Source organism: Staphylococcus sp. FSL H8-0121 (genome assembly GCF_038008425.1).
Classification (GTDB): Bacteria; Bacillota; Bacilli; order Staphylococcales; family Staphylococcaceae; genus Staphylococcus; species Staphylococcus pasteuri.
On sequence record NZ_JBBOZB010000002.1, the window covers coordinates 867,344 to 892,635 of the forward strand.

The window sequence follows — 25,292 nt, forward strand, 5'->3', positions numbered from 1 at the left end:
ATATGTTCTTTATATTTATGGTTTTATTTTTAAAACGAAATTTGTATGGTTTATCAACGAAAAATCCCCTCAAAATTAGAATTGGAATCTAACTTTGAGGGGATACATTTATCTATAATAATTTAGTCTATTTTTTATTTTTCTTATTACGTTCGTTCATAGAAATGATTATCGGTAATAAACCACAACAAATCATGATCATGAATAAAGTTTCAGCGTTCATGTTAAAACACCTCATTTGTTTTAATTATTTATGTTCTTTTAATTTTTGATATGATGTATAAAATTTAACGCTATCTACAAAAGCCAAAATTAATGGATATAAACTAGCCAAATAGTTATGCTCATAAAAAATGAAATAGGCAGCAACGGTTAAACAAATTAAAAATAAAATAGTGGTTAAAATAAGCATTGATTTATGGTTTTCCATATATTATGTTTCACCTCTATAAATTCACTTTAGTTGTTGTTATGTTCATCATCTTCCTTATTAGGTTTAGTTAAAATATCTGTGGTAAATCCCCATACTGCGACAATAGCAACAAATAGCAATGAATATAGAGCATTAATGTAATCTGTTGTAATGACAAGTATTCCATATACGATTACAAATAAAGTTAACAGTAAAAAAGAAATAGTTCTTATTTTAGATTTAGTCATAGTATAGTCAACCTTTCACGTTACTTTTAAAATTCTATTTTTTTAAATAAGGTTTTTCTAACGGGATAGCTAATGATTACACATTTCTATTCATCTAGTTTTATTATTGAATATAATGTTTTATCGTAAAAAATTCTCTTTTCATTAAAATACTTCTCATAATTTATGATAACTTAAAAATACAATATTTATCTACATATTTTATGTATTTTTATAAAAACAAAGGAATTAGATTAATATATTCAAAGTGAAAAATATTAAATTAAAATGAATAATTCATATATACCGATTACACATAAAGATTAATATGTTATGTTGAAGAAAAAAGGGTGTGGAAAATATGCTAACTAAAAACATAAAATATCCATATACTAAATTCGTTTTTGATGTTGTTGGTGTGATTTCAAGCATTGGTCTGTTATTATTATTGGTATTTAATTCTTACGCTAATTTTGAAAGTAATGGTAGTTCAGAGGTAGGAATTGAATGGACAGGAAATACTTTGGTTTCTGGAGCTATATTAATTGGTCTAATCGTAGTATGTGCTTGTGTTTCTTTTATCCTTAAAAAAATTAAGCAATAATAAGTTATATGTTTTTAACTCGCATAGTCGAATAGACAGTATTAAGGGAGTGGGACAGAAATAACATTTTTCCAAAATTTATTTCGTTGTCCCACCCCGGCAAGGTTGACTATAATTGAAAAAAGCTTGATACAAGTGCATTTTCAAATCAGTCAACTACTGCCAATATAAAATTTTAGCCTGAGACATTGATTTATGTCCCAGGCTGTTTGTATTTTAATTCAACATTTGACTCAAATCATCTTCAATTTTTAGCCTTTTTAATTATCATTTGTTTTCTATGATAATTTCCCATGCAAAAGTATTTTTTTGAGTGATAGTATATTGGAAATCATTTTTCTTAAGTAAAGTGTCTATCTCTTCTAGATAGGGATAGTATTCAGTTTTTAAGTCTTCAACTAAATTAATGTAGTTCTTTTTTGTATACTTCTCTATAATTTCTTTTTTAGATAATTCATCTTTGAATAACGTATCTAATATAATAATACGACCATCTGTAGTTAAATGCCTTTTCATATTCTTAAACGCAGTATCTTTCTCTTTATAAGTAAGGTGATGAAAAGAAAATGAAGCAACAATAAAGTCGAATTTCTTAGTTGTAGGAATATCTAAAAAGTGTCCATATTCAATATCGATATTTTTATCTTTTTTAGCAACCTCGCGCATTTCTTTGGAAGGATCAATAGACAAAATGTTTTTTATATCGTTATTTTTATACATTAACTCTGTTAAATTTCCGGTACCAGCACCAATATCTAGAACATCACCATAAACCTTTTTAGATATTTGTGAAATTAGATCGTTATAGTTATAAAATACATCATAGTATTCCTCGTTATTACCATTTACTGTTTGGTCATAATCGTTTGCCCAATTTTTAAAAATATCCATAAACCGCATAAAGAAGTCCCCTTTTTGAGTAATCATATAGAAATCGTCAACTTTAAAATACTACTTTTTGTTTTATATTTCATCATATAAGTCTTATTACCTTATGGAATATGTAGGTTTTATTGCAAAGTCAGAGAAAAGACAACTTAATTAAAAGTTGTCTTTTGTATTTTAAGTCAATATCTGAGTTGAATAGTTTTTCAATTTTTAGATTTTTTGTTTTGATAATAGCGAGTAATTATCAAGGCAGTAATAGCACATGCGATGCCACCAATTAATCTAGCAATCCATATATTGATTGGAGCACTTTCGAAAATCATCAATACCATATTACCAACAAAAATAGATATAAAAATTATTAAAATAGTTCTTAATGTAGACATATCATCGACCTCTTTCATCTTTAAGTACTAGCATCAAACTTTTATTTATTTTTATCCCTCAGTAAATCAGAAGTTGGAGTAAAAAACAAAGCTAATATAATACTGGTTGCTAGACAGTCACCCCATGAAAAATCTTTACCTAAAATCCAGTCAATAACGTAATGAACTATAAAAATTAATATAAAAAAGAATAAAAATCTCCGTAGATGCTTCATAATAAAGTCTCCTTCTATGGCATTCTTTTTATTAAAATTGGAGTTAAATATTTTAATAAATCAATATTAATGATTTCTTTGTAGAAAAACATTTATTATTAACCAAATCATGTAATATTAAAATATTTAATAGAATAATAATTAATAAAATATTAACAAAGTTCTATATCAGAATCTAATGTAGATGGAATATAATTAATAAATTAAGATTGTAAAATAAAAAATAAATTAAAAATTAATGGTAACTAGAAATCATTTTATGTTAAAAATATAAGAGAGAATAATTTTTTAAAGATTTAACATATTTTAAAACTTTCATTAATGAGGTGTGAGTAGTGTTCGAAATTAAAGATGAAAATTATGTAAAACGTGCATTCAAAGTATTTATTTGTACAATGATTGTTTTGTTGATCACATTTATTTTAGCGCTTATATTTAGTCCTTCATTAGAGACATTCAAACATATTGGAGATAAAATAAGTATAACTGCAACACATGGTTTAGGAAAAGTTTGGCAATATATTGTAAATAATGGTCTTAAAACTCCGTTACAAATGTTCATACTTTCTTTAATTCCAATTCCATTTTTATATTGTTTAAATTTAATATCTACTACAGTTATAACTGGAATTATGTTTGGTTTTGCGATTAACTTTGACTTGCACAAAGGTATAATAATGGTAGTTTCATCGATTCCACATGCAATTATAGAATTACTAGCATTTTGTTTCGTAGTTAGTGCATTGTATAAATTTAATCAAGCAATTGTTAGAAAAGTAAGTAATACGTTTAGAAAAACTAAAAAAACTAATTATTCTATTAAATTAGCCTTTACTAACCTAGTCAAAATCTATGTTTTAATTGCTTTACCTCTATATATTATCGCAGCCTTTTTAGAAACCTACTTTACAGATTTTATAAATAATTTATTCACTTAAATATATTTTGATAGGCAAGTTTCTAAAATTAGAGTGGAGGTTTGAACGAGGTATGACAAAAAGAAACTTAAGACTATTATTTAATATTATCTTTTCTGTATTATTCGTTCTTTACTTTGGACTTGAATTTTTTACAAATATAAATGCGTTTTATTACTTTATACCAATTATCATTTTAATGATTATTTGTTTAATATTAAGAGATAAATTAGCGCCCAAAAATGGCAGATGAACTATGAAAAACATAAAGAACAGGGATAAAAAGAGTACAAAGTAATGCTTTGTACTCTAAATTAATCTATATGAACTTATTTATTATTTTTAGAAAAGCGTTTGAATGTTAATAAAGCACCTGCTGCTAACATTACTGCTGCAATCATAGTAACTAAAGTTGTGTTAGATGTTTCACCAGTTTCTGGTAAAGCTTGAGCTTCAGATTGTGCTTGAGTATTGGCTTGAGTTACTGTGTTATCAGTAGCTTGAGCTTGTTGTCCGTTGTTTTGAGCAGCTACAGTATTGTCAGTAGCTTGAGATGATTGATCATTACCTTGTGTATCTTGACCGTTTAAATAAGCTTTACCTTCTGAAGGTATTACAAAATGAACCATTCCGTATTTCTTTTCATAATCTAAATTATGTTGAACGTACTCATTATAACTATTGTCATAGCTATTTACTGCACCAGGTCCGCCACCTTCTCCACCATGACCAGCAAGACGTGATTCTAGTAAACGGTCATGTTGTTTTTGCCATTGATCAGGTGTAGGTAAAGTAACCTTTTGTGTGTCAGCGTGTGCTTCATTTGAATGAGTAGCGCCGACCCCTGTAAATAATAATGCTCCTGCTAAAGTTGTTGCCCCTAAAATTTTAGTTGTTTTCATAAAAATATCTCCCATCTATAATTTTTTGAATATTGCAACTAAATAATAACATAGGCTACTAAATAAAAAAATAATATTTTTAAAATAATTCTTAGTATTTAGACAATACAAAATAATTGTCATTAAATGTCTATATTATTGGTTGAAGTATATAGTTTTATTTACAAAATCAAGGGGTTAACTTATTTGAAGGATATTTAAACTACGATCAAAAAAATAGGCATTCAGAAATAAGAATATTAGCCTTTAAATGTTAAATTGTATAACTAATAATAGAATAGAGTAGACATTTGTTTTATAATCATATTATTTTTAGACTACCCTTAGACATACTTGGATCAAGTGGGTGACTTGTCTAAATTCCTTTTGTATAAGTTCATGATTTGTGGTAATATCATCATGCATAAAAATACGAGATACTAATAGATAAGAAGGTTTAAATATATTATGAAGGAAAATTTTTGGAGTGAACTACCACGTCCGTTTTTCATTTTAGCTCCTATGGAAGATGTGACGGATATCGTCTTTCGTCATGTCGTGAGTGAAGCGGCTAGACCGGATGTGTTTTTCACTGAATTTACAAACACAGAGAGTTTTTGTCATCCTGAAGGCGTGCATAGTGTTCGTGGACGCTTAACATTTAGTGAAGATGAACAGCCTATGGTTGCACATATATGGGGAGATAAACCCGAGCAATTCCGCGAAACAAGTGTCCGTTTAGCAGAGATGGGCTTTAAAGGTATTGATTTAAATATGGGTTGCCCTGTAGCAAACGTTGCTAAAAAAGGTAAAGGATCTGGCTTAATTTTAAGACCTGAAGTTGCGGCTGAAATTATTCAAGCGACTAAAGAAGGCGGATTACCTGTAAGTGTTAAAACGAGATTAGGTTATTATGAAATTGATGAATGGAGAGATTGGTTGAGACACGTCTTCGAACAAGACATCGCAAATCTTTCTATCCATCTTCGTACACGTAAAGAAATGAGTAAAGTCGACGCACACTGGGAACTCATCGAAGCCATTAAACAATTGCGAGATGAAATTGCACCGAATACATTATTAACAATTAATGGTGATATTCCAGACAGACAAACAGGTCTTGAACTTGCTGAAAAATATGGCGTTGATGGTGTCATGATTGGTAGAGGTATTTTCCACAATCCATTTGCCTTTGAAAAAGAACCACGTGAACATACGAGTAAAGAATTATTAGGATTGTTAAGACTACATTTATCATTATTCCAAAAATATGATAAAGATGAAGCCAAACAATTCAAAAGCTTACGTAGATTCTTCAAAATATACGTAAGAGGTATCAAAGGCGCTAGTCAGTTGAGGCACCAATTGATGGAGACAAAATCGATAGCCGAAGCACGTGAACTGCTTGATGAATTTGAAGCCAATATAGAAGAAGACGTAGAAATTTAAGAAGTGAGATAATGTTGCATCCCAAAGGTTGGACTAAAATCTAACTTTACGGGGTGCATTTGTATGGATAAATATTATAAATTTAAATACACTAAACACCCCTGTTAACCATATGGCTAGCAGGGGTGTTTTTTGGATATTTATCGCATTTTTAATCTCTTTTTATTTATAAGATAAACAGTTAAACATTTTCAGTTATTAAAAACATATGTCGAATTCAAACTTTTATAAGTGGATATAATTGTAAGATTTAGCTTGGCTAGCTGAAATCGTACGAGTGTCTGTTACATAAGGTCCGCCTGAATAGTTCATTTCAGAAACAGTAACGGATCCATCACTACCGACACTTTCTACATAAGCCACGTGACCATAAGTACCTTCAGATGTTTGTAGGATAGAACCTTTTTCAGGACTATTGTCTACAGTATAACCAGAAGATTGTGCTGCACTTGCCCAGTTGTTCGCATTGCCCCATGTACTAGGGATTTTTCCACCAGTTCTATCATAAACGTACCAAGTACATTGTCCAGCAGTGTATAAGTTACCAGATGTAGATGATGTTGTTTGTTTTGAAGTTGATGTAGTTGTAGATGAACTACTTGATGATGAGCTAGAGCTGCTTGAACTTGATGACGAACTATTACTTACTGATGTTGAATTTGATGTGTTGTTATTATGATTGAATGATTGTTGTTTAAACTGAGGTTGTTTATAACCGCTAGATTGATGATTATATTGCGGATGCCATTGACCATTCATTTGATTATAATTTTGATGATTTTGTTGATTAAATTGTCCATTAAACCCTCTAGGTCCTTGTTGATTAAATTGACCTTGTTGTTGAGGTGCTTGATGGTGATTATATTCTGCAGCGTCTGCATGATTAGCATTTATTCCTATTGCTGCTACACCGATGCCTGCTGTTAGAGTTGAAATTGTAACGATTTTTTTCATAATAAATAAGTCCTCCCAAAAATTTGTGATTCTACCATTAATTGAAGTAGCGATAGGTAGAATACACCGTCAGTTTTATTTATATTTTTTCGTCGCTCCCAACGACAAGGTATACTCTAACAGAAGAATTTGAGGTTATGGGTGATGTTACGTTTTCGTAATTGAAATTCAACTCAGTTGCACATCTCCGTAACAAAAGACTTTCCAATATTACTTGCTGTAACAAAACGTGAAGTGTAGATGTTTACTATATTAATTTAATATTTTGGCTTTATTGAATGCGCATTAACATTACAGAAAGTTGTAATAATTGAGAGAGAGGGATTTATGGTTAAAGTGATTAATATGAGTTCTATTATTTCTCAAAATAAAACAAGCACTCGTAGTTGAGTGCTTGTTAATTTATGTGAATAGAATGAATATGACGAATAGAGTAACAATAATAGATATGATGACTTCTTTCCAGTTTTTCTCTAAAGCATATGCCACAATTGATATTAATAATCCGGCAACAATAAAGATGCTCTCTACTGATTTAAAAGGAGAACCTCCATACATAGTATCCAATATGATACGAAGGATAAATATTAATATACCTATAATAATCAATGTCCCACTAGCTATATTCAAGTAAAAGGATAATTTGTTTATATTTGTGTTTTTCTCATCTTTATTAATAGTACTCATATTATCAACTCCAATTAGCATTCTTAAATAAAATTACCAATTCGTTTAAATTTATAGTAACAAAATTTTATGATGTTTTGGAAAAGAATCTGAAAAGGTTAATGATTTTTGTCTAGTCAATTTAACTTGATTAAAAGGGGATTCCAGTTTGGCTTTTAATTAAATACTTTCTTTTGAATATTTAGTCGATATATGAATGCTATTAGTCTATCATTTGCTTATGAATCCAAGGAAAATATTGAATATGCACTTAAGAAAATACGTGAATATGTAGATGGAATCTAAGGGAAATAGAGGGATTCAGTTACTACACACATAATTGTGTTGCATTTCATGGTGTATTATGTTACTATATTATTAACAAATATTTCATTCAAATATGCACCAAATCCCCTAACTACGCCTATAGTTAGGGGATTTTTTAGTGTGGCTAAAATCGCCTATTTATCATTGCGCTTACGTAGCCAATGCGTAAACAAAGCAACGATGCAGCCACTTATCATAGTGGCTTGTTCATAGCATATGCTACTTTTCTTAATGGCAACCAAATTATACGTTTCAAATAATAGTTTAGTGAAATAGATAATTAGAGATTGATAATAAAGGAGGCTTTAATTGATGTTTAATAACAAAAAGAATGATAATCGCTTTAATGTAGAAAATGTCTCTAAGAACTCAAATGTACGTTGTTATGTATTAACTGATAAAGATACGGGCATTCAATATCTTGCGACATGGGTTAGTACAGGCGGTGGCATTACACCTTTATTAGATGAAAACGGTAATGTATCTAAAGTAGACACAACTTCATTGAAAGATGATTAATATACATATTTATTTTTAAAGGAGGTTTTACCTTGTTACCTATGATCATAGGTGGAATAGTAACTATCCTTATTTTAATAAGTATTAGCAAAGTTTTTAATGGCAATGAAAAGTAAAAGACTACATAAAATGATGTAATTATAAATGCAACGGGTAGAGCGCACTTTAAATAGTACGTTACCCGTTGCATGATTTATATTAGGGAGTGTTTTATCGTTATTTTGGATATGTGTCAACGCTCAAGTACAGAATAGGGGGGCTCTATACTTACTAGGGCTTTATCGCAAATGCGCGAACTGGGAAACCAGGTGCGTCTTTAGGTTTAGGGCTGATTGCATAAATGACGGCACCACGTGTAGGTAATTGATCTAGGTTAGTTAATAATTCGACTTGGAATGTATCTTTCCCTAAAACATATCGTTCTCCTACAATATCGCCGTTTTTAGCAATATCAACTGAAGCATCAGTATCAAATGTTTCATGACCAACTGATTTAATATGACGTTCTTCAATTAAGAACTTGAGTGCGTCTAATCCCCAACCAGGTAAATGCTGGTTACCATCTTCATCTTTGTTTTCAAATGCTTCGATATCTGGCCAACGTTTAGACCAATCTGTGCGCAGTACAACAAATGTGCCGTCTTCAATTTGACCATTTTCAGCTTCCCACTGTTCTAAATGTTTGCGAGTTACAATAAAATCTGGGTTTTCTGCAACTTCTTTTGAAAAATTCAAGACAATCAATGGTAATACTAATTCTTTTAAATCTAATTCTTCAAGATATCTTTGATTTTCAACAAAATGAATAGGTGCATCAATGTGTGTACCATATTGGGTTACAATATTCCATCTTTGCACATAGAAACCATGTTCTTTAACTGTAAATAATGTAGATACTTCACCTTTTTCAAAATCACTGAACCTTGGAATATCAGGGTCGAAAGTATGTGTTAAATCGACCCATGTTGATTCTTTCAATTGATTTAATTGATCCCATAAAGGATAGTTTGTCATAAGCATCACCCTTAATTTATTTTATGCTGTTGTAGCATTATTTTCTTCACGTTTCTTTCTAACAGCGTTAACTAGTACAGTTAATGCTTCTTTAACTTCATCTTCTTTACGTGTTTTTAATCCGCAGTCTGGGTTTACCCAGAATAATGAGCGATCAATTTGTTGTAAAGAACGATTAATAGCAGTGGTAATTTCATTTTCTTTAGGGATACGAGGGCTATGGATATCATATACCCCTAATCCAATACCTAAGTCATAATTGATATCTTCAAAGTCTTTAATCAAATCACCATGACTACGAGATGTTTCAATAGAAATCACGTCTGCATCTAAATCATGGATTGCATGGATGATTTGACCAAATTGAGAATAACACATATGCGTATGAATTTGTGTTTCATCTTTGACGGATGATGTTGCTAATTTAAATGAATGTACGGCATCTTTAAGATATTGTTCATGGTATTCAGAACGAAGCGGTAAACCTTCTCGTAGGGCTGGTTCGTCTACTTGGATTACTTTAATACCATTTTCTTCTAATGCTAATACTTCAGCATCAATAGCTAGGGCGATTTGATCTTGTACTGTTTTGCGTGGGATATCTACACGTTCAAATGACCAGTTTAAAATTGTAACTGGACCAGTAAGCATACCTTTAACCGGCTTATCAGTTAAACTTTGAGCATAAACGGTTTCTTTGACTGTTAATGGTTCAGTCCATTTAACATCACCATAAATAACAGGTGGTTTTACAGCACGTGAACCATATGATTGAACCCAACCAAATTTAGTAACTAAAAATCCTTGTAATTTTTCGCCAAAGAATTCAACCATGTCATTTCGTTCGAATTCACCATGTACAAGTACATCAAGTCCAATATCTTCTTGAATTTTAATCCAACGTGCAATTTCATTTTCTAAAAACTCATTATAAGCTTCATCTGAAATACGATTATTTTTCCAATCAGCACGGAATTTACGAACTTCTCGTGTTTGTGGGAATGAACCGATAGTAGTTGTTGGTAAATCTGGTAAGTTCAATCTTTCGTATTGTGCTTGCTTACGTTGTGAGAATGGTGATTGACGTTGTGTTGGAACACTATCAAAATCATACTCTAAGTTTTTAAATGACTGACTTTGGAATCGTTCATATCGAGATTTAAGTTCATCAAATTTAGTAGTGTCATTGTCGTTAAATACACGACGTAAAGCATCTAATTCATCTAATTTTTCAGTCGCAAAGCTTAAACCTTCAGCGATAGATTCATCTAGCGTTTCGTCATCTAATGAAACAGGGACGTGTAATAATGAAGATGATGGTTGAATAACAATATTTTGTGCGTACTGTTGCAATGTTTCGATAAGTGATTTTTTAGATTCGATATCAGCAGCCCAAACGTTTCGGCCATCGATAATACCTGCGTATAAAGTTTTATTCTTATCAAATTCACCAGCTTTAATTTGTTCTAAGTTGAATCCATGATCATGAACGAAATCTAGTCCTAAACCACCAACTGGTAATGAACTTAAGAATTTAAGATTTACACGTTCAAAATATGTTTGAATAACTAATTTTTCTCCTAAACCTGCTTCTGCAAAATAATCATAGGCTTCTTTAGTAATACTTTCATAACTTTCACTTTCATCTGTAACCAAGACTGGCTCATCAACTTGGATATATTCAGCGCCAGCATCAACAAGTGATTGTAGTACTTCTTTATATAATGGAAGTAACGTTTTTACTTTTTCTTCAAATGATTGGTGACCACCTTTTGATAATTTTACGAAGGTAATCGGTCCTACAATAACAGGGTGCGCATTAACATTAATTGATTGTGCATATTTAAATCGTTCTAATAATACATTATGATTTACTTTTGGTTCTGCGTTATCCCATTCAGGTACAATATAGTGATAATTTGTGTTAAACCATTTGATTAAGGCACTTGCGACATGTTCTTTATTACCACGTGCAATATCAAATAACAAGTCATCGTTGACTTCTCTGCCTTGGAAACGTTCAGGAATGATGTTGAATAATAATGATGTATCTAAGATATGGTCATATAAAGAGAAATCACCTACAGGAATGCTGTCTAAATTATAATTTTTTTGTAGTAAAAGGTTCTCTTTGTGTAAGTCAGTGAGTGTTTGATCTAAAGTTTGTTTATCAATTTTTTGAGCCCAATAGCTCTCGATAGCTTTCTTCCATTCTCTTTTTCTACCTAATCTCGGGAATCCTAAGTTTGATGTTTTAATTGTTGTCATAATATTGCCTCCTTATGAGTGGTAATAGATTTTGAATATGCTGCTAGTTCTAATGAATAATCGACCTTTTGAAAAGGTGTGATAATGTACAATCCATTAAAGTATTCATGTACCGTGTCGATAAGTTCCTTAGAAAGTCTAAGGCTAAGTTCTTTTGTTTTTTCTTTATCATCTTTAACTGCTTTGAATTGATTAAGTACATCTTCTGACATTTTTATGCCAGGTACTTCGTTGTGTAAAAATAGAGCATTGTTATAACTTGCGATTGGCATAATACCTATAAAGAAAGGTGTGTTTAAGTGTTTCGTAGCTTCATAGACCTGTTTAATCTTTTCTTTACTATATACAGGTTGTGTTATGAAATAGCTCATGCCACTTGCTACTTTCTTTTCAAGGCGTTTAACTGCTCCATCAAGTTTTCTTACATTCGGATCAAATGCTCCGGCGATGTTAAAGTTCGTATGTTTCTTCAGCGCATCACCATCTGTGTTAATACCTTGGTTAAAGCGAAGTGCGATTTCTGTTAAACCTTTTGAGTTAACATCATAGACATTAGTTGCTCCTGGTAAATGACCGACTTTGGAAGGATCACCTGTAATGGCTAAAATTTCATTTACGCCAATTAATGACAGGCCTAATAGATGAGATTGTAAGCCTATTAGATTTCGGTCACGACAAGTAATATGAACTAGCGGTTCAATGTTGAATCGTTGTTTGATAATACTTGCAGCAGCAATGTTACTAACACGGACAGTAGCTAATGAATTATCTGCTAGAGTGACAGCATCAATATCGGCATCATCTAGTTTGCCAATATTATTAAAGAATTGTTCAGTGTCTAAGTGTTTAGGTGTATCAAGTTCGACTATAACTGTAGGTCCTTGTTTCACCTTTGAAGTCAGAGACTGTTTGAAACTAATATCTTTCTCGCGATTAACTTTCTTATGAATTGGTATAACGTTTTTATGATTGACCGGTTTTAAATTAGACACGGATGTTTTAATGTAATTAATATGTTCAGGAGTGGTGCCACAACAACCACCTATTAATCTCACACCTTCGTGAATTAATTCTTGAGCTATATCACCAAAATATTGAGCGTTATCACTATATTTGAATTCACTATTCTTAATATCTAATAAGCTTGCGTTTGGATAGCAGGAAAGAAAAGCATTATTAGGTAATTCAATATGTGAAAATGAACGTTGCATATGATGTGGACCGTGATGACAATTGAGTCCTACAATATCTGCACCACATTCTACAAGATGTTTTAACGCATCGTTGATAGGTGTTCCATCTACCAAATAATTTGTATTTGAAGCGGTCAATTGCGCTACGATTGGAATGTCATATTTTCTTTTAGTAGAAACGATAATGCCTGTTAATTCTTCTAAATCATAATAAGTTTCGAATAATAGGGCATCTACACCTTCATCTACTAAAGTATCTATTTGATTTTCCGTGTGATATTGAATTGTTGAAAGACTTAATTCATCTTGTTTAACACCTCTAAAGCTACCCACTGTTCCTAATATGAAAGTGTCATTGTTTGCGGCTTTTTTAGCAATTTGGACAGCGGCTTTGTGAATTTCTTTAACTTTATGTTCTAAACCAAAGACTTTTAACTTTTCAAAATTGGCTCCATACGTATTGGTTTGAATAACATCAGCGCCAGCTTCTATATAGGATCGATGGATACGTTCAACCTTTTCAGGATGCGTTAAGTTATAAGCTTCAGGGCAGGTGTCCAAGCCTTCGGAATAAAGAATAGTTCCCATTGCACCGTCAGCTACTAAAACGTTGTTCTGTAATTTCTTCAGAAATTGACTCATTAAATGCCTCCTTTAAAGCGTAGTTGATGTCAGCAATGAGTTCATCCGGATTTTCTAATCCTACGCTTAAGCGGAATAATCCAAATGTAATACCTCTTTCGTTTCTAATATTTTCTGGTATTGCTGCATGTGACATGGTGGCAGGATGAGATAATATCGTCTCAACACCGCCTAAACTAACTGACACGAGTGGGATAGTAAGGGCATCTACAAATGCTTGGGCTTTTGTTTCATCTTTTAACCTAAAGCCAATAACCGCTCCACCGGTCTTAGCTTGTTTGAGATGTATTTTGTTATTTCCTGGGTAATATACTTCTGATATTTCATTTCTTTGACTTAAAAATGTTACTAGTTGTTCTGCATTTGCTACAGATTGTCTGAATCTGACAGGAAATGTTTTAAGATGTTTGGCTAATGTCCAACTATCATATGAAGATAAGGCATTTCCAGTACCATTTTGTATTAAATATAATGCGTCAGCTACATCTTCACGATTAGTGATGACCGCACCAGCAAGTAGGTCGCTATGTCCACCTAAAAACTTAGTTGCACTATGAATGACAATATCTGCACCAAGTTCTAGAGGAGATTGGCCTAGTGGTGTCATAAATGTATTGTCAACTGCTAGTAATAATTGATGTGTTTTAGCTATTTTTGCAACGGCTCTTATATCTGTCACTTTAAAACAGGGGTTAGATGGTGTTTCTACATAAATTAACTTTGTATTAGGTTGAACAGCTTTTTTAATATTTTCTGAATGCGTAGCGTCTACTGTTGTAAATTCGATATTAAATCGTTTTAAAATATCTTCTGTTAAGCGAAAAGTACCACCATATACATCATTAGGTAATATGACATGGTCACCAGTTTTTAAAGTAAGTAAAACTGCAGATATTGCTGCTATGCCAGAAGCAAAAGCATATCCATATTTTCCATTTTCTAAGTGTGCCAATTTTTCCTCTAAAATTGTTCTGTTTGGGTTACCACTTCTTGCATAGTCATATAGTTGATTGCCACCAAGTTGATCTTGGTGAAATGTTGATGAATCATAGTAAGGTGGATTTGCTGAAATATAATCTTTTCCGCGTCGTTCATCAAAAATCACTTCAGTATCTATTGATAAATTCATGAAATCACTCCTAATTTTGAATGCGCTAAAGCTTGAATAATATCTGCTTCAATATCGTTATAATCTTCTATTCCGACTGATAATCTAATTAACTGTTCATCGATACCACGTTTATCTTTCTCTACGTCAGGCATGTCAACGTGAGTTTGGGTATAGGGGAATGTAATAAATGTTTCAGTACCGCCTAAGCTTTCAGCAAAGATGCAAATATCTAAATTTTCCAAAAATTTAGGGACGCTAAACGCCTTATTGAGGCGTAAACTTAACATTCCAGTGCGACCACTATATAGTACTTCATCAATTGCTTCTAATTCCTGACATTTAGTAGCTAACTTTTTAGCGTTTTCTTGAGAACGATCAATACGAAGATGTAGTGTTTTAAGCCCTCTTTGTAATAAATAACTGTCTAAAGGTGAAAGGGTAGCACCTATCATATTATGAAATTGTCCTAGTTCTTCAGCTAAACTTTCATCTTTAACTGTTACTACACCAGCTAAAACATCATTGTGTCCGCCTATATATTTGGTTGCTGAATGTAAAACAATATCAGCGCCTTCTTCTAATGGTGTTGATAGGTATGGCGTTAAAAACGTATTATCAATGATTGTCAGTAAATGACGTTGTTTACTTAATACGTAATACGGTGTGACATCAATATCTATCATTTGCGGATTTGAAATAGGTTCAATGAAAAGTGCTTTTGTTTGTGGTGTAATTGCCTTTTCAACTTCTTCATAATTTAGAAAATCAACGTATTTAAACTTCACGCCATATTGTTGTTCATAGAAATCAAATAATCTAAAAGTACCTCCGTATAAATCAAAAGCGACTAAGACTTCATCTCCTGGTTTGAATAAATTACAAACTAATTGAATCGCAGCCATTCCACTAGATGTTGCAAATGATGCAACACCTTTCTCTAATTTGGCGAATGATTCTTCAAATGCTGAGCGAGTAGGATTTTTAGTTCTTGTATAGTCATAACCTGTTGACTGACCTAGTTGAGGATGTTGGTAAGCAGTTGATAAATATATTGGATTTGCGATAGCTCCTGTATGATCTTTAGTTAAAGCTATTTGTGCTAGTTCTGTATCCTTCATTACTAGACCCTCCTTAATTAAAATAAAAAAGCTTCCGTCCTTTAAACCCGATAGATTCGGATGTAAAGGACGAAAGCTTTAGTTTCGTGGTACCACCTTTGTTTGCTACTTTATTGCTAAAGTAACCTCTATCAGTACACCATATTGCTAAAATAAGAGGCACTGATAAATAATAAGAATCACAAAATTATCATTAAAAAAACTCATTAATTCAAACTGAAGAAATGAGTATTAACGATAAAATGTGCGTCTAGAAATTCCAGTACGCCATTTAACAAAATGTTAATACTGTATCGCTATAACGGGCGAACCCGTTGATACCTCGTATTGGCATCAACACTCCAAGGCCATTTTCAAACTTTCTTTCAATATCTTCTCTCAGCTTGTGAAGATTCTCTGTATAAGCAGTGTAAGTTTTACTTTCCTTTTTATAGTGTGTAAAATGTTTCGTTTTGTAATTGTTAATACATAGCTTACATATAGTAGAATCATTTGTCAACAATTTTTCTGAAAATTTAGATTAAAAAATAAATTCTGATATTAATGTTACGCTGATGACATAGTTAAACAATATGAAAAGAATTTCTTGTAAGTTATCATTACTACTTGTGAAAAAAGATGTAAATTTTTAAAATGAATAGAGATACGATATACATCAATATCAAAGCGTTAAATTCATATAGAAAGATGTGAAAAAATGGCTCATCAAGAAGATCAAAGATTAAAATTAAACAAAGATGAACATATACATTCCGTTTCATTAGCATTAATCAAAGCTAATCCTTATCAACCGAGAAAAACATTTGATGAGTATAAATTAAATGATTTGGCACAATCGATAAAACAACATGGTGTATTACAACCTATTGTTTTAAGAAAAACTGTTCAAGGTTACTATATTGTTGTAGGTGAGAGACGTTTTAGAGCATCTAAACAATTAGGTTTAACTGAAATTCCTGCAATTGTTAAAGATTTATCTGATGAAGATATGATGGAATTAGCCATCATTGAGAATTTACAACGAGAAGATTTAAACGCGATTGAAGAAGCTGAAAGTTATAAGAAACTTATGGAAGATTTAAATATAACACAACAAGAAGTAGCTCAACGACTTGCTAAATCACGTCCATATATTGCTAACATGTTGCGGTTATTAAAACTTCCTACTGATGTTGCTAAGATGGTGAGAAATGGTGAGTTATCTGGAGCCCATGGACGTACACTATTAGGTTTAAAATCTCCTCAAAAAATGAAAACAGTAGCTAAAAAAGCAGCTAAAGAATCATGGAGCGTAAGATACTTAGAAAGTTATATCAATGATTATTTAAACCAAAACTCCACAAAGATAAATACAGACGAACCTAAATTAAACAAACCTAAATTTATTCAAAAACAAGAAAGAGAACTAAAAGAACAATATGGTGCTAAAGTTGATATATCAACTAAAAAGAGTGTTGGAAAAATTACATTTGAATTCAAATCAGAAGAAGAATTTAAGTTGTTAATTAAACAACTTAATCAAAATTTTGAGTAATCGTAATGATTAAAATAATATAAACAGCAATATATTAGTAGCTTATAAAACCGTAGACCGATTAAAAAATCGTGATTTTAAGATATAATGATTTAATTATGAAATGATTGAGATGAGGAGGTAATTACACAATGAATCAGGTCAAACATATCCTTTCTTCTTTATTAGAACCACTTACAAAAGTAGAAACATATGAAAACTTAGCTATTAAAATTATTACAATTTTGATTTATATTGTAGCTGCTATTATTGTAATAAGTATTTTGAACAAAGTTATAGAACAAGGATTTAAAATTCAAAACAAAAGTAAAAAAGGAAATAAAAAACGTTCCAATACATTAATATCACTCGTACAAAATGTAGTTAAATATATAGTATGGTTTATTGTTATTACTACAATTTTAAGTAAATTTGGTATCAGTGTTGAAGGCATTATAGCTAGTGCTGGTGTAGTAGGACTAGCAGTTGGTTTTGGTGCGCAAACAATAGTTAAAGATATCATAACTGGATTTTTTATTATATTTGAAAATCAATTTGATGTTGGTGACTATGTTAAAATTAATAGCGGTGGTACTACAGTCGCTGAGGGAACTGTAAAATCTATCGGGCTTAGATCAACGCGTATTAATACAATTTCTGGTGAATTAACAATCTTGCCAAATGGTAGTATGGGTGAAATTACTAACTTTTCTATTACTAATGGTACATCCATTGTAGCTATACCAGTTTCAGTAGAAGAAAATTTAGATCACGTTGAGAAAGAGTTAAATAAATTATTCCAATCACTTAGAAGTAAGTATTACTTATTTGTGAGTGATCCAGTAGTAGAAGGTATTGATTCTATAGACAATAATAAAGTTACTATTAGAATTTCTGCTGAAACAATACCAGGCGAAGGTGCATCTGGAGGAAGAATTATTAGAAAAGAAGTACAACGATTATTTGTTAGAGAAAATATTAAGATGCCTAAACCTATTTTTGCCCCATACGATGAGCAAAAACGTGGCTAGTTATCATTGGAGGTAATTTCATGACGTCAAATTACGGAATAAATGATATAGTAGAAATGAAAAAACAACATGCATGTGGAACAAATCGTTTTAAAATCATAAGAATGGGCGCTGATATAAGAATTAAATGTGAAAATTGTCATCGTAGTATTATGATTCCACGTCAGACGTTTAATAAAAAATTAAAGAAAATTTTAGTATCCAATCAAGATACAGAAAGTTAGGAGAATGATTAATGGCTTTAACAGCAGGTATTGTAGGTTTACCAAACGTAGGGAAGTCTACACTTTTTAATGCAATTACTAAAGCGGGGGCTTTAGCGGCGAACTACCCATTCGCAACAATTGATCCAAACGTAGGAATCGTAGAAGTTCCGGATTCACGTTTGTTAAAATTAGAAGAAATGGTTCAACCTAAGAAAACGATTCCGACAACATTCGAATTCACGGATATTGCTGGTATTGTTAAAGGTGCGTCAAAAGGTGAAGGTCTAGGAAATAAATTCTTATCACACATTAGAGAAGTAGATGCAATTTGCCAAGTTGTACGTGCGTTTGATGATGAAAATGTTACTCACGTTTCTGGACAAGTAAATCCATTAGATGACATTGAAGTTATCAACATGGAATTAGTATTAGCAGATTTAGAATCAGTAGAGAAACGCTTACCTAAGATTGAAAAAATGGCTCGACAAAAAGATAAAACAGCGGAAATGGAATTACGCATTTTATCAAAAATCAAAGAAACGTTAGAAGAAGGTAAACCAGTTCGTAGTATTGAATTCAATGATGAAGATCAAAAATGGGTTAACCAAGCACAATTATTAACATCTAAAAAAATGTTATATATTGCTAATGTTGGTGAAGATGAAATTGGCGATGAAGAAAACGATAAAGTTAAAGCAATTCGTGATTATGCTGCACAAGAAGATTCTGAAGTAATTGTAATTAGTGCGAAAATCGAAGAAGAAATAGCAACATTAGATGACGAAGATAAAGAAATGTTCTTAGAAGATTTAGGTATCGAAGAACCAGGATTAGATCGTTTAATTCGTACAACTTATGATTTATTAGGATTATCAACATACTTCACTGCTGGTGTACAAGAAGTACGTGCATGGACATTCGTACAAGGAATGACAGCACCCCAATGTGCCGGAATTATTCATACTGACTTCGAACGTGGTTTCATTCGTGCAGAAGTAACAAGTTATAGTGATTACGTTGAACATGGTGGAGAACATGGTGCTAAAGAAGCGGGTAGACAACGCTTAGAAGGTAAAGATTATATCATGCAAGATGGCGACATTGTCCACTTCAGATTTAATGTATAAACGTTAAATAATAGGGATTATAACTACTCTAGAATATCTAGAGTAGTTTTTTAATATTAAAAAAAGCAATGTAGTGCTAGGTCGGAGTTGCTTAGTGACAGACTACATTGCTTGATTTAAAGATAATTTATTTTAAAAGAAAGGAATAGTTTCGCTTGCTTTAATAATATCTGTTGTTCTAAAAAATTGTTTACCTTCACCAGTATAGGCAGGCTCTAAAATCATATTTGCTTTAGCATTATACAACCATTCTGGGTGTAAACCACAATTTAATATATCTTGAAACTCTTGAAAGTCTTTATCCCAATCTAAATTCAATTTCATGTTTAACACCTCAACATTATTATAGAACAAGTGTTCGTATTTGTGAAGTGCTTTTTATAAAAATTTACGATGTAAACCAGTTTGTGTTTACGTTTGAATCTACATAGTTAGCATCTACGTTCTGGTTTAACTCTGGTGAGTAGAAGCTATCAGTATATTGCCAAAGTACTTTTTCGCGAGTTGGTTCTTGAGCTTGATATGACGCTAACCAGTAACCATCGTATGAACTAACGGCATTTGCCACATTGTTTACCATAAAATTCTCATAAGAGTAGAATAGAACTTTTTTATCGCCAGCTAATTTTTTCATTTGGTTAGCCCATGCTATTGTGGCGGTATTAGCATCGCCAGAAGTAACAGTTTGTTGTTCGTAGTCATTAACATAAAATTCAGCTTTTGGCGCACGATTATATAACATTTTCGCTTCGTAGCGAGCATCGTCAGCATTTTCATACATACTATACGAATAAACACCAAACTTCATATTGTTCTTATCTAATAGTTCAGAATTATGTTGTAAACATTTATCGACATATTCAGATCCGTATTGTCCTCGAATGATTATAAAGTCATACTTTTTCTTTAATTGTTTGACTTGAGCGTCAGTCAAATTACCTTGCCATTCAGAAATATCTAATACTCGCTCACCATTATTTGTTGTTGCTGCACGAGATTTAGTTGAAAAAGTAGAACGATTTTGTGTTTTATTTTCAGCTTTTTCTGGATGTTTTTTCATATATTGTTGATAACCATAACCCATTGTGCCTTTTTCATTTTTATTGTCATCAGTATTTTTTGAATTTTCGTCAGCGTATGATAAATTGATACCTGAAATTGTAGTTAACATCGATGCGGCTAACACCGAGTATGATACTTTCTTTAACATATATGTACTCCTTTGTTTATAAAAATTAAATGCAATTAAATTAAAAACGTAACAATGATATTATTACAATTAAATTCTATTTACAATGATGAAAATTGCACAATATACCGATAGATTTTACTATGTAGATTAATGTTTATTTTTATAAAAAGTTATTAAAAAATTTATGCAAAAATAAGTGTGCGAACATTCTAAATTAATGGATAACTGTCAGTTACTAAGTTAATGATAATTTTTGAGGACTATGTATTATTAAATATGATTGTAAAAAGTAATACTCTGTGCTATAATTCTTGATTGTGAGTAATGAAAATTATTCCTTGCTTATCACAAAAATGATGGTAAGCCGTATAGACCACAAGGAGGTGCAAATATACAATGAGAACATATGAAATTATGTACATCGTACGTCCAAACATTGAAGAAGATGCGAAAAAAGCAGTTGTAGAACGCTTTAACGGTATCTTAGCTTCAGAAGGATCAGAAGTTTTAGAAGTAAAAGACTGGGGTAAACGTCGCCTAGCTTATGAAATCAATGATTTCAAAGAAGGTTTCTATAACATCGTACGTATCAAATCAGATAACAATAGAGCTACTGACGAATTCCAACGTTTAGCTAAAATCAATGACGATATCATTCGTTACATCGTTATCCGTGAAGACCAAGATAAGTAATAATTGGACGGGGGCGTTTAAATGATAAATAGAGTTGTATTAGTAGGTCGTTTGACGAAAGATCCAGAATACAGAACCACTCCCTCAGGCGTAAGTGTAGCGACATTTACTCTAGCAGTTAATCGTACTTTCACGAATGCTCAAGGGGAACGCGAAGCAGATTTCATTAACTGTGTTGTTTTCAGAAGACAAGCAGAAAATGTAAATAACTACTTATCTAAAGGTAGTTTAGCTGGCGTTGATGGTCGCATACAGTCACGTAGTTATGAAAATCAAGAAGGTCGTCGTATCTTTGTAACTGAAGTCGTTTGTGACAGTGTTCAATTCCTTGAACCTAAGAATTCACAAAACGGCGGTGGCCAACGTTCACAAAACAACGAATTCCAAGACTACGGTCAAGGATTCGGTGGTCAACAATCAGGACAAAATACTTCGTATAACAACAATTCATCTAAATCTAATTCAAATCAATCAGATAACCCATTTGCAAATGCAAACGGACCTATTGATATTAGTGATGATGATTTACCATTCTAAAAAATAACTAATTAAAAAATAAATTAAAAGGAGGCAGTTAACCATGGCAGGTGGACCAAGAAGAGGCGGACGTCGTCGTAAAAAAGTATGCTATTTCACAGCAAATGGTATTACTCATATCGATTATAAAGACACTGAATTATTAAAACGTTTTATCTCAGAACGCGGTAAAATTTTACCACGTCGTGTAACTGGTACTTCAGCTAAATATCAACGTATGTTGACAGCTGCTATCAAACGCGCACGTCATATGGCTTTATTACCATATGTTAAAGAAGAACAATAATATATAATTTATTGTCAAACCCCGTAAGTATAGGCTTACGGGGTTATTTTTGTGTTTTTTAAAACTAGAGATAAGGCAATGTACGAATGATTTAGAAAAGATAGGTAAGCAATATCTTAATATTATTAAAAGTCTTATCAATGAATATGCTCCATTAAATAGGGGAAGTAAGTAGAGTAAATTAAATCGCTTGTTACAACTTGTTATTAGAAGTAACGAGTTAATAAAAAATACGGTTAGGAGTATTGTTGATGGATAATATTAAAGGTATTAATCATGTAGGTTTAACTGTTCCCAATATCGATGAAGCAACAAAATTTTTAAAAAATGCATTTGGAGCAAAAGTTGCTTATGATGGATTAACTTATGATGACGAACCTCGTAAGGGTAAAGAGGTTGAGAGAATGCTTGGTTTATCAGAAGGAGCAGAAATTATAAAGCAAAGAATGATTGTCATAGGTAATGGCGCCAATATAGAAATGTTTGAAATTCAAAATAGTGATCAAAAATCACCTTTAAGATTAGAGGATTTAGGTTTTAATCATATTTCAATTTTTGTAGAAGATATGGATGTAGCAATCAAACAAGCAGTAGAAGCAGGAGCAATACCTTTATCAGAAAAACATGATAATTCTAGATATGAAGATAGTGAAAATAGTAGTAGTGTTTATTTAAAAACTGAATGGAACTTATTGATAGAATTGCAATGTATTCCAAACGGATATTACTATCCAAATGATAGTGAAGCAGAAGTATTTATTCCTGAATAAAGTCAAATATAAATCATCAAAAAAGCTATGGTTAAGACACTTGATAATAAATGTCATAACCATAGCTTTTTCCTATTTATTCTTACTAACATGGCCAATAATATATGAAGTTAAGCTGCTACAAATAATTAATAGAATTAAAAATGTCATTAAATATATTTGTTTGCTTTCCACATGAAATCCGATTTCAAACTGACCGTGTAAATGACCTTTGATAAAGAAGTTAAGTGTAATAATAGATAGGATTAGAATAATTGAAATAGCACTCAACACATCGAAGCATATTTTAAAAAAGGATAGTTTATTTTTCTTCATATAATGCATCCTCCCATAATCATTATGTTAACAACCATCCCATTTAGTTAGTAGTTATTTATTTTTGTTAAATTAATCGCAATTAAAAATTTTAAACTAATGATTAATAAGAATCAATCAATAAATATCTATTTATTTACTGAATTTAATAAATTTTTATCCAAATTCGTTTCGAATAGTGAATATGGGGTATACACCTTAAGTAGACAATATAATAATTACATATTGAAGGGAGTGAAGATACATGTTTGGACTAATAGGAATGATCATCGTAGGTGGTCTTATCGGTTGGATTGCAGGCGCAATTCTTGGTAAAGATATCCCAGGAGGTATTTTAGGTAATGTTATTGCTGGTATCGTTGGTGCTTGGGTTGGATCAATGATTTTTGGACATTGGGGTCCAGAATTAGGTAGAATTTATATCTTCCCAGCATTACTAGGTTCAATTATTTTAATTTTTGTAGTTTCTTTAATCTTAAAAGCCTTAAGAAAAAAATAATTGAAATATAGTTATAGAGATGACCTTCGAAAATAAGGACATCTCTATTTTTGTATATCATTTTATTTTGGAATTGTAAGTATCAGTTTATCATTCTACGTATATGCTTGCTAAAATGGTCATTAGAAGTGTTAAAAGACAAGAAAGAAGGATAATATTTTGAATTCTAATTGATTGTTGGCCATAACCTTTCTTTTTAAATACATAGAATAGGTAACTCCATGACAACATAACTAGTATGCCTAATATTATAATAAGTATTTTCATAAAAACCCTCCTCATTTATTTTGTACCCTAAAAGATAGTTAATAAATAAAGTAAATGGTTTTTAAATAATTTATAAAATGAAAATTGCAATACCACTTAAATTTTTGCATAAAAAGAGGATGACGCTGGGTAACGCCATCCAGGAGTATTATGTTCATGAATATAAAAGACTTTGTAGTTACTTAATAACTACATGTACATAGTATCATGAATTAAATTAAAATACCAATTAAAACAACTTAATTCTATTAATATTTTTTCGTTGTACACATTTAATTTTAATTAGGCAATCATATTTGAATATGTTTAATTCTATTAATTTTATATACATGAATTGTTAGTCTATTCTCAATATTTTTCGTTTTGTTGTATGTTTATGCGACTCTTGATAGGATACTATTATGGAGGGATTCATCATGGAAGGTATTGTAACGTTTATTTTAATTTCACTATTAATGATTATCGTACCGGGACCAGATTTTCTAATCGTCATGAAGAATACTGTCCATTCTGGAAAAAGAAATGGTATGTTAGCTGCATTGGGCATTACGACTGGTCATATTGTTTATGCGTGTTTAGCTATTTTCGGAATTATATACATATTAACAAGTTTATATTACGTCTTTCTATTAATTAAAATATTTGGGGCGTGTTACTTAATTTATTTAGGTATTCGTTCTATTTTGTCAGCGCGTCAGTCTATGTCTTTTAATGATCAAAAGCAAGATTTAAACAAAGTTTCATATCTTTCATCGTATAGACAAGGATTTTTAAGTACCATATTAAATCCTAAAGCATTACTTTATTACGTGAGTATACTGCCTCAATTTTTATCACAAGGAAATATACATATGACATCTCAAGTGGCGATTTTAGTCTTATCTGTAGTGTTAGTCGTATGTTGTTGGTTTTTATTTTGTGTATTCATATTCCAATATATTAAATTATTATTCAGTAATCCGAAAATTAAAGCAATTTTTGATTATGCAGTAGGTATTATTTTGATTGGTCTATCAATTAATTTATTATTAAGTAAATCAAGTTAAGCAAATTAGGGTGGGAATT

Annotated in this window: 30 protein-coding genes and 1 other annotated feature; of the genes, 15 read left to right on the forward strand and 15 right to left on the reverse strand. The window is 31.4% G+C overall.

Going from position 1 to position 25,292, the window contains the following annotated elements; genetic code table 11:
• Positions 1–247: 247 nt before the first annotated feature.
• Together LFT63_RS09545 and LFT63_RS09550 are read right to left on the reverse strand one after the other, a co-directional pair.
• Positions 248–430, reverse strand: a complete 183-nt coding sequence (locus LFT63_RS09545; protein ID WP_017637598.1) for a hypothetical protein — start codon at positions 428–430, stop codon at positions 248–250.
• A gap of 29 nt (positions 431–459) precedes the next feature.
• Positions 460–660 (reverse strand): hypothetical protein, encoded by a 201-nt coding sequence (locus LFT63_RS09550; protein WP_046467337.1) that lies wholly within the window; start codon positions 658–660, stop codon positions 460–462.
• Between the two features lie 340 nt (positions 661–1,000).
• Between LFT63_RS09550 and LFT63_RS09555 the strand changes: the two genes are divergently transcribed.
• Positions 1,001–1,243: a hypothetical protein gene (locus LFT63_RS09555; protein ID WP_117239374.1), complete on the forward strand. Its 243-nt coding sequence runs from the start codon at positions 1,001–1,003 to the stop codon at positions 1,241–1,243.
• A gap of 267 nt (positions 1,244–1,510) precedes the next feature.
• Here the strand turns inward: LFT63_RS09555 and LFT63_RS09560 are convergent, their stop codons facing one another.
• Together LFT63_RS09560 and LFT63_RS09565 are read right to left on the reverse strand one after the other, a co-directional pair.
• Entirely contained in the window at positions 1,511–2,143 is a 633-nt protein-coding gene (locus tag LFT63_RS09560; RefSeq protein WP_181910905.1) for a class I SAM-dependent methyltransferase, read from the reverse strand.
• 191 nt (positions 2,144–2,334) lie between these two features.
• On the reverse strand, positions 2,335–2,535 hold the full coding sequence (locus LFT63_RS09565; protein WP_340768925.1) for a hypothetical protein: 201 nt from the start codon (positions 2,533–2,535) through the stop codon (positions 2,335–2,337).
• 532 nt (positions 2,536–3,067) lie between these two features.
• Here LFT63_RS09565 and LFT63_RS09570 point away from each other — a divergent pair.
• Both LFT63_RS09570 and LFT63_RS09575 read left to right on the forward strand, forming a co-directional pair.
• Positions 3,068–3,670, forward strand: coding sequence for a stage II sporulation protein M (locus LFT63_RS09570; RefSeq protein WP_340768928.1), 603 nt, complete (start codon positions 3,068–3,070; stop codon positions 3,668–3,670).
• A 52-nt stretch (positions 3,671–3,722) separates the two neighbouring features.
• The gene (locus LFT63_RS09575) at positions 3,723–3,902 is read left to right on the forward strand and encodes a hypothetical protein (RefSeq protein ID WP_017637511.1); all 180 of its coding nucleotides are present in this window, start codon (positions 3,723–3,725) and stop codon (positions 3,900–3,902) included.
• A 76-nt stretch (positions 3,903–3,978) separates the two neighbouring features.
• Here the strand turns inward: LFT63_RS09575 and LFT63_RS09580 are convergent, their stop codons facing one another.
• Positions 3,979–4,551 (reverse strand): LPXTG cell wall anchor domain-containing protein, encoded by a 573-nt coding sequence (locus LFT63_RS09580; protein ID WP_340768930.1) that lies wholly within the window; start codon positions 4,549–4,551, stop codon positions 3,979–3,981.
• Between the two features lie 447 nt (positions 4,552–4,998).
• On the opposite strand from LFT63_RS09580, the gene LFT63_RS09585 reads away from it, so the two are divergent.
• A complete protein-coding gene (locus LFT63_RS09585; RefSeq protein WP_046467349.1) occupies positions 4,999–5,979 on the forward strand; it encodes a tRNA dihydrouridine synthase in 981 nt (326 codons plus the stop codon).
• Between the two features lie 225 nt (positions 5,980–6,204).
• On the opposite strand, the gene LFT63_RS09590 is transcribed toward LFT63_RS09585, so the two are convergent.
• From LFT63_RS09590 to LFT63_RS09600, 3 genes are all read right to left on the reverse strand, one after another.
• A complete protein-coding gene (locus LFT63_RS09590; RefSeq protein WP_029056602.1) occupies positions 6,205–6,933 on the reverse strand; it encodes a CHAP domain-containing protein in 729 nt (242 codons plus the stop codon).
• A 402-nt stretch (positions 6,934–7,335) separates the two neighbouring features.
• Positions 7,336–7,620 carry a hypothetical protein gene (locus tag LFT63_RS09595; RefSeq protein WP_123186392.1) on the reverse strand — a complete coding sequence of 95 codons (285 nt, stop codon included), beginning with the start codon at positions 7,618–7,620 and terminating at the stop codon, positions 7,336–7,338.
• A 440-nt stretch (positions 7,621–8,060) separates the two neighbouring features.
• On the reverse strand, positions 8,061–8,144 hold the full coding sequence (locus LFT63_RS09600; RefSeq protein WP_225880645.1) for a type I toxin-antitoxin system Fst family toxin: 84 nt from the start codon (positions 8,142–8,144) through the stop codon (positions 8,061–8,063).
• Positions 8,145–8,238: 94 nt separating this feature from the next.
• Between LFT63_RS09600 and LFT63_RS09605 the strand changes: the two genes are divergently transcribed.
• Complete coding sequence (locus LFT63_RS09605) at positions 8,239–8,445, forward strand: DUF6440 family protein (protein WP_017637506.1); 207 nt, start codon at positions 8,239–8,241, stop codon at positions 8,443–8,445.
• Positions 8,446–8,715: 270 nt separating this feature from the next.
• Here the strand turns inward: LFT63_RS09605 and LFT63_RS09610 are convergent, their stop codons facing one another.
• Genes LFT63_RS09610 through LFT63_RS09630 form a run of 5 tightly spaced genes read right to left on the reverse strand, consistent with a single transcriptional unit; the run spans position 8,716 to position 15,791 of the window.
• Positions 8,716–9,459: a cyclase family protein gene (locus LFT63_RS09610; RefSeq protein WP_340768934.1), complete on the reverse strand. Its 744-nt coding sequence runs from the start codon at positions 9,457–9,459 to the stop codon at positions 8,716–8,718.
• A 21-nt stretch (positions 9,460–9,480) separates the two neighbouring features.
• Positions 9,481–11,727, reverse strand: a complete 2,247-nt coding sequence (gene metE, locus LFT63_RS09615) for a 5-methyltetrahydropteroyltriglutamate--homocysteine S-methyltransferase (protein ID WP_340768935.1) — start codon at positions 11,725–11,727, stop codon at positions 9,481–9,483.
• The gene (locus LFT63_RS09620) at positions 11,724–13,562 is read right to left on the reverse strand and encodes a bifunctional homocysteine S-methyltransferase/methylenetetrahydrofolate reductase (RefSeq protein WP_340768937.1); all 1,839 of its coding nucleotides are present in this window, start codon (positions 13,560–13,562) and stop codon (positions 11,724–11,726) included. Before LFT63_RS09620 ends, metE begins: the two co-directional genes overlap by 4 nt.
• A complete protein-coding gene (gene metC / locus LFT63_RS09625; RefSeq protein WP_029056598.1) occupies positions 13,516–14,691 on the reverse strand; it encodes a cystathionine beta-lyase MetC in 1,176 nt (391 codons plus the stop codon). The genes LFT63_RS09620 and metC overlap by 47 nt, the downstream gene beginning before the upstream one ends.
• Positions 14,688–15,791, reverse strand: coding sequence for a PLP-dependent transferase (locus tag LFT63_RS09630; protein WP_029056597.1), 1,104 nt, complete (start codon positions 15,789–15,791; stop codon positions 14,688–14,690). Before LFT63_RS09630 ends, metC begins: the two co-directional genes overlap by 4 nt.
• A gap of 62 nt (positions 15,792–15,853) precedes the next feature.
• Positions 15,854–16,232: a binding site (T-box leader), on the reverse strand.
• Positions 16,233–16,488: 256 nt separating this feature from the next.
• Here LFT63_RS09630 and LFT63_RS09635 point away from each other — a divergent pair.
• The 4 genes from LFT63_RS09635 to ychF all read left to right on the forward strand — a co-directional run bounded on the left by LFT63_RS09635 (position 16,489) and on the right by ychF (position 19,668).
• Entirely contained in the window at positions 16,489–17,325 is an 837-nt protein-coding gene (locus LFT63_RS09635; protein WP_029056596.1) for a ParB/RepB/Spo0J family partition protein, read from the forward strand.
• A 131-nt stretch (positions 17,326–17,456) separates the two neighbouring features.
• The gene (locus tag LFT63_RS09640) at positions 17,457–18,335 is read left to right on the forward strand and encodes a mechanosensitive ion channel family protein (RefSeq protein WP_046467355.1); all 879 of its coding nucleotides are present in this window, start codon (positions 17,457–17,459) and stop codon (positions 18,333–18,335) included.
• Between the two features lie 20 nt (positions 18,336–18,355).
• Complete coding sequence (locus LFT63_RS09645; protein ID WP_017637499.1) at positions 18,356–18,559, forward strand: DUF951 domain-containing protein; 204 nt, start codon at positions 18,356–18,358, stop codon at positions 18,557–18,559.
• Positions 18,560–18,570: 11 nt separating this feature from the next.
• Entirely contained in the window at positions 18,571–19,668 is a 1,098-nt protein-coding gene (gene ychF, locus LFT63_RS09650) for a redox-regulated ATPase YchF (protein WP_029056594.1), read from the forward strand.
• A gap of 132 nt (positions 19,669–19,800) precedes the next feature.
• Here the strand turns inward: ychF and LFT63_RS09655 are convergent, their stop codons facing one another.
• Both LFT63_RS09655 and LFT63_RS09660 read right to left on the reverse strand, forming a co-directional pair.
• Positions 19,801–19,992, reverse strand: a complete 192-nt coding sequence (locus tag LFT63_RS09655; RefSeq protein WP_017637497.1) for a hypothetical protein — start codon at positions 19,990–19,992, stop codon at positions 19,801–19,803.
• A gap of 64 nt (positions 19,993–20,056) precedes the next feature.
• Entirely contained in the window at positions 20,057–20,878 is an 822-nt protein-coding gene (locus tag LFT63_RS09660) for a GH25 family lysozyme (RefSeq protein ID WP_017637496.1), read from the reverse strand.
• Between the two features lie 378 nt (positions 20,879–21,256).
• Between LFT63_RS09660 and rpsF the strand changes: the two genes are divergently transcribed.
• From rpsF to LFT63_RS09690, 6 genes are all read left to right on the forward strand, one after another.
• Positions 21,257–21,553 (forward strand): 30S ribosomal protein S6, encoded by a 297-nt coding sequence (gene rpsF / locus LFT63_RS09665; protein ID WP_017637495.1) that lies wholly within the window; start codon positions 21,257–21,259, stop codon positions 21,551–21,553.
• Positions 21,554–21,574: 21 nt separating this feature from the next.
• On the forward strand, positions 21,575–22,090 hold the full coding sequence (gene ssb, locus LFT63_RS09670; protein WP_017637494.1) for a single-stranded DNA-binding protein: 516 nt from the start codon (positions 21,575–21,577) through the stop codon (positions 22,088–22,090).
• A gap of 43 nt (positions 22,091–22,133) precedes the next feature.
• Positions 22,134–22,376 (forward strand): 30S ribosomal protein S18, encoded by a 243-nt coding sequence (gene rpsR / locus LFT63_RS09675; RefSeq protein WP_002451519.1) that lies wholly within the window; start codon positions 22,134–22,136, stop codon positions 22,374–22,376.
• A 251-nt stretch (positions 22,377–22,627) separates the two neighbouring features.
• Entirely contained in the window at positions 22,628–23,146 is a 519-nt protein-coding gene (locus LFT63_RS09680) for a VOC family protein (RefSeq protein ID WP_029056593.1), read from the forward strand.
• Between the two features lie 559 nt (positions 23,147–23,705).
• A complete protein-coding gene (locus LFT63_RS09685; protein ID WP_017637491.1) occupies positions 23,706–23,960 on the forward strand; it encodes a GlsB/YeaQ/YmgE family stress response membrane protein in 255 nt (84 codons plus the stop codon).
• A gap of 683 nt (positions 23,961–24,643) precedes the next feature.
• Complete coding sequence (locus LFT63_RS09690; RefSeq protein ID WP_340768945.1) at positions 24,644–25,273, forward strand: LysE family translocator; 630 nt, start codon at positions 24,644–24,646, stop codon at positions 25,271–25,273.
• The last annotated feature ends 19 nt before the right edge of the window (positions 25,274–25,292 follow it).

Bases quoted from the DNA above. Each gene is read 5' to 3' on its own strand.
- ychF (WP_029056594.1), top strand. From the start codon at position 18,571: ATGGCTTTAACAGCAGGTATTGTAGGTTTACCAAACGTAGGGAAGTCT.
- LFT63_RS09580 (WP_340768930.1), bottom strand. From the start codon at position 4,551: ATGAAAACAACTAAAATTTTAGGGGCAACAACTTTAGCAGGAGCATTA.
- metE (WP_340768935.1), bottom strand. From the start codon at position 11,727: ATGACAACAATTAAAACATCAAACTTAGGATTCCCGAGATTAGGTAGA.
- LFT63_RS09545 (WP_017637598.1), bottom strand. From the start codon at position 430: ATGGAAAACCATAAATCAATGCTTATTTTAACCACTATTTTATTTTTA.
- LFT63_RS09680 (WP_029056593.1), top strand. From the start codon at position 22,628: ATGGATAATATTAAAGGTATTAATCATGTAGGTTTAACTGTTCCCAAT.
- LFT63_RS09585 (WP_046467349.1), top strand. From the start codon at position 4,999: ATGAAGGAAAATTTTTGGAGTGAACTACCACGTCCGTTTTTCATTTTA.
- LFT63_RS09640 (WP_046467355.1), top strand. From the start codon at position 17,457: ATGAATCAGGTCAAACATATCCTTTCTTCTTTATTAGAACCACTTACA.
- LFT63_RS09620 (WP_340768937.1), bottom strand. From the start codon at position 13,562: ATGAGTCAATTTCTGAAGAAATTACAGAACAACGTTTTAGTAGCTGAC.
- rpsR (WP_002451519.1), top strand. From the start codon at position 22,134: ATGGCAGGTGGACCAAGAAGAGGCGGACGTCGTCGTAAAAAAGTATGC.
- LFT63_RS09655 (WP_017637497.1), bottom strand. From the start codon at position 19,992: ATGAAATTGAATTTAGATTGGGATAAAGACTTTCAAGAGTTTCAAGAT.
- LFT63_RS09590 (WP_029056602.1), bottom strand. From the start codon at position 6,933: ATGAAAAAAATCGTTACAATTTCAACTCTAACAGCAGGCATCGGTGTA.
- LFT63_RS09685 (WP_017637491.1), top strand. From the start codon at position 23,706: ATGTTTGGACTAATAGGAATGATCATCGTAGGTGGTCTTATCGGTTGG.
- LFT63_RS09595 (WP_123186392.1), bottom strand. From the start codon at position 7,620: ATGAGTACTATTAATAAAGATGAGAAAAACACAAATATAAACAAATTA.
- LFT63_RS09635 (WP_029056596.1), top strand. From the start codon at position 16,489: ATGGCTCATCAAGAAGATCAAAGATTAAAATTAAACAAAGATGAACAT.
- LFT63_RS09645 (WP_017637499.1), top strand. From the start codon at position 18,356: ATGACGTCAAATTACGGAATAAATGATATAGTAGAAATGAAAAAACAA.
- LFT63_RS09660 (WP_017637496.1), bottom strand. From the start codon at position 20,878: ATGTTAAAGAAAGTATCATACTCGGTGTTAGCCGCATCGATGTTAACT.
- ssb (WP_017637494.1), top strand. From the start codon at position 21,575: ATGATAAATAGAGTTGTATTAGTAGGTCGTTTGACGAAAGATCCAGAA.
- LFT63_RS09630 (WP_029056597.1), bottom strand. From the start codon at position 15,791: ATGAAGGATACAGAACTAGCACAAATAGCTTTAACTAAAGATCATACA.
- rpsF (WP_017637495.1), top strand. From the start codon at position 21,257: ATGAGAACATATGAAATTATGTACATCGTACGTCCAAACATTGAAGAA.
- LFT63_RS09605 (WP_017637506.1), top strand. From the start codon at position 8,239: ATGTTTAATAACAAAAAGAATGATAATCGCTTTAATGTAGAAAATGTC.
- LFT63_RS09560 (WP_181910905.1), bottom strand. From the start codon at position 2,143: ATGCGGTTTATGGATATTTTTAAAAATTGGGCAAACGATTATGACCAA.
- LFT63_RS09690 (WP_340768945.1), top strand. From the start codon at position 24,644: ATGGAAGGTATTGTAACGTTTATTTTAATTTCACTATTAATGATTATC.
- LFT63_RS09550 (WP_046467337.1), bottom strand. From the start codon at position 660: ATGACTAAATCTAAAATAAGAACTATTTCTTTTTTACTGTTAACTTTA.
- LFT63_RS09575 (WP_017637511.1), top strand. From the start codon at position 3,723: ATGACAAAAAGAAACTTAAGACTATTATTTAATATTATCTTTTCTGTA.
- LFT63_RS09610 (WP_340768934.1), bottom strand. From the start codon at position 9,459: ATGACAAACTATCCTTTATGGGATCAATTAAATCAATTGAAAGAATCA.
- LFT63_RS09565 (WP_340768925.1), bottom strand. From the start codon at position 2,535: ATGAAAGAGGTCGATGATATGTCTACATTAAGAACTATTTTAATAATT.
- metC (WP_029056598.1), bottom strand. From the start codon at position 14,691: ATGAATTTATCAATAGATACTGAAGTGATTTTTGATGAACGACGCGGA.
- LFT63_RS09555 (WP_117239374.1), top strand. From the start codon at position 1,001: ATGCTAACTAAAAACATAAAATATCCATATACTAAATTCGTTTTTGAT.